At 65.4% G+C, this 2950-nt stretch carries 4 protein-coding genes; all 4 read left to right on the plus strand.

What is annotated here, in order from left to right; translation table 11 throughout:
- Positions 1-162 precede the first annotated feature (162 nt).
- Positions 163-537 (plus strand): thioredoxin, encoded by a 375-nt coding sequence (trxA, locus tag WA944_RS02070; RefSeq protein ID WP_526611167.1) that lies wholly within the window; start codon positions 163-165, stop codon positions 535-537.
- 107 nt (positions 538-644) lie between these two features.
- The gene (locus WA944_RS02075; protein WP_526611169.1) at positions 645-1943 is read left to right on the plus strand and encodes a dicarboxylate/amino acid:cation symporter; all 1299 of its coding nucleotides are present in this window, start codon (positions 645-647) and stop codon (positions 1941-1943) included.
- Between the two features lie 66 nt (positions 1944-2009).
- On the plus strand, positions 2010-2657 hold the full coding sequence (locus WA944_RS02080; RefSeq protein WP_526646198.1) for a universal stress protein: 648 nt from the start codon (positions 2010-2012) through the stop codon (positions 2655-2657).
- Positions 2654-2950, plus strand: a 297-nt coding sequence (locus WA944_RS02085) for a cation-transporting P-type ATPase (RefSeq protein ID WP_526646200.1), incomplete at its 3' end; no start/stop codon positions are given. The genes WA944_RS02080 and WA944_RS02085, both read left to right, overlap by 4 nt.

Below are 2950 nucleotides of genomic sequence, written 5' to 3' on the forward strand. Positions count from 1 at the left end.
CTGACGCCGTCCATCCCGCTGATCGACCCGACCAAGCCGCACCGCAGTTACTGGTACCTCAAGAAATACGGGCTGCCGTTCATGTACTGGAACCTGATGCTCAAGGGCCGGGCCTGAAAGATCCGACTGTCACACAACGTATTACACAGAAAGCACACCACCATGACCACCAAAAACCTCTCCTACGACGACTTCGAGTCCACCATCGTCGACAACTCGATTGTGCTGGTTGACTTCTGGGCTTCGTGGTGCGGTCCGTGCCGGGCGTTCGCCCCGGTTTTCGAACGGTCCTCGGACGCACACCCTGATGTCGTGCACGCCAAGGTCGACACCCAGGCCGAGCGTGACCTGGCCGCCACGCTGGACATCCGGTCGATCCCGACCGTGATGGCCTTCCGCGACGGCGTGCTGGTGTACAGCCAGGCCGGGGCCCTGCCGGCGGCCGCGCTGGAGGACCTGATCACCCGGGTGAAGGCGCTCGACATGGACCAGGTCCGCGCCAAGATCGCCGCGCGGAAGGCAGCGACACCGGCGTAACCGCACTGCCGAACCGGCAGTAACGTGCCCGAAATGCGGCTGGCACCTCCAGGTAGCGCCGGTGGCCTACGTTCTTGTGGTCGGACGGTGCGATCTGGGGGGAACGTATGAAGTGGCTATCCCATCCTGCGCTCCAGATCGGTATCGCTGCAATCGCGGGCCTCGTCTTCGGCCTGCTGGTCGGCGAGTGGGCGGGCAATCTCAAGTTCATCGGTGACATGTTCATCCGGCTGATCCAGATGGCGATCGTGCCCCTGGTGATGACGTCGGTGATCGTGGCGACTGGCTCGATGACGGGCACGGGGACCGGCCGGATCGCGTTCCGCACATTCAAGTGGATGCTCGGGTTCTCTTTCGTTGCAGCAGTGCTCGCGTGGGTGCTCAGCCTTCTCATCAGGCCCGGCGCCGGCATGGTGTTCGGCGCTGCGGTCGACCCGAGCCTGGAGGACTCGGTCGGTGAAGCGCTGGGCTGGCAGGACACGTTGCTCAACTTCGTCTCGACGAACATCTTCGACGCCATGTCGACGGCGACGATGGTGCCGATCATCGTCTTCTCGTTGCTTTTCGGTGTGGCCCTGCGCAGTCAGATCAACGAGACCGGCGATACCAGGGTGCTGAGCTTCATCGATCAACTCCAGCAGGTCGTGCTCACCATGATCCGACTGGTGATGTACATCGCCCCGATCGGCGTCTTCTGCCTGCTCGCGCCGCTGGCAGGGGACGTGGGCTTCGCGGTGGTGACCACCGCGTTGAAGTATCTGGGCACGACCCTGCTCGGGGTGCTGCTCCTGTTCGCGCTGTTCGTGGTTGTCGTCACCGTGCGCACCGGGCTGAATCCGTGGAAGCTACCCGGAAAGCTGGCCGAACAGACCGCGATCGCCGTCACCACCACGAGTTCCGCGGTCACGTTTCCCACGGTGTTGAGGAACACCGTCGAGAAGATCGGGGTCAGTCAGAAAGTCGCCAACTTCACGCTGTCGGTGGGGTTGACGATGGGTTCGTACGGCGCCGTGCTCAACTACATGATCGTGGTGATGTTCCTGGCGCAGTCCGGGGACATCAACCTGGGCATCGGCCAGATCGTGCTCGGCATGGCGCTGGCGATCCTGCTCAACATGGGCACCATCACCGTCCCGGGCGGGTTCCCGGTGGTCGCGATGTTCCTGGCGACCTCCCTTGATCTCCCGGTGGAGGCGATCGGCCTGATGATCGCCGTCGACTGGTTCACCGGCATCTTCCGCACGTTCCTGAACGTCAACGGAGACACCTTCGTCGCGATGTTGGTGGCCAATGCCGATGACGAGATCGACCGCGAGGTCTACAACGGTACGAAGACAGTGACAGCCGAGGAGATCAACCTCGACGAGTACCAGGACGTGATGGCCCGCGCCGACCAGGCCGACTGACGAACGACTTCGGCGGAGGCACAAAGTCCCTGTCCCGCCGCGCGAGGGTCTGGGACGGTGGAAAGTGTGAACACCACCCTCGTCGTCACGCTGATCGTTGCCTGGATCGTCGTGGGACTCGTGTCCGGGCTGTGGATGGCGCGCCACGGTCATGACCCGTTGTGGACGCTGATCGCGGTGGTGCTCGGGCCGTTGTTCGTGCCGATCGCGATGGAACGGGTGCAGCGCCATCCCGGTGTGGCCAGGTTCGGGTCCAAGGGGGCTCCACCACAGAGGGCCGAGAGCACAACGGGATTGCGCGTGCTGGTGGGCCTCGACGGGTCGGCCGAGTCCGCGCGCGGGCTGGCAACCGCGCTACGGCTGTTCGGGCCGCACTGCGCCCTGCTGGTGCTGGCCGAGGTCGTGCACTTCGAAGCGGCCGAATCGGCCTCCGGCGCCGACGTCGGCGCCGCCGAGCGGCGCCTGACGGAGCTGGCCGGCGATGTCGACATTTCGGGCGTCGTCCACACCGAGGTGCTTGCCGGTGCGCCCGGACCGACGCTGCGCGAGTTCGCCGACCAGCAGGACATGGACCTGCTGGTGGTCGGGCGGCGCGGCCGGGGTCTGTCCACCCGGCTGCTCGGCAGCGTCTCTGCGGACATCATCGAGCATTCGTCGGTGCCGGTGCTCGTCATCGAACCGACCGCAGGCAACCGTCCGGAACGCGCCCGATGACCGCGCCGGTCTCCCTGGCTGCGAGCGCGCACCATGGGATCTCCGGTCACGAGGTCGTTCTGCTGCTGGAGACCGACCCGCACCGCGGCCTCAGCGGTGACGAAGCCGCCCAGCGGGTACAGCGGTACGGACGCAACATCCTGCCCGCGCAGCGGGGAGCGGGGCCGCTGGTGCGGATCCTGCGTCAGTTCCACCACCCGCTCATCTATGTCCTGCTGGCCGCCGGAACCGTCACCGCGCTGCTGGGCGAGTACGTCGACTCCGTCGTGATCTTTGCTGTGGTGATCGTCAAC

It is taken from the genome of Mycobacterium sp., assembly GCF_049683355.1.
In the GTDB taxonomy this organism is placed as follows: domain Bacteria; phylum Actinomycetota; class Actinomycetes; order Mycobacteriales; family Mycobacteriaceae; genus Mycobacterium.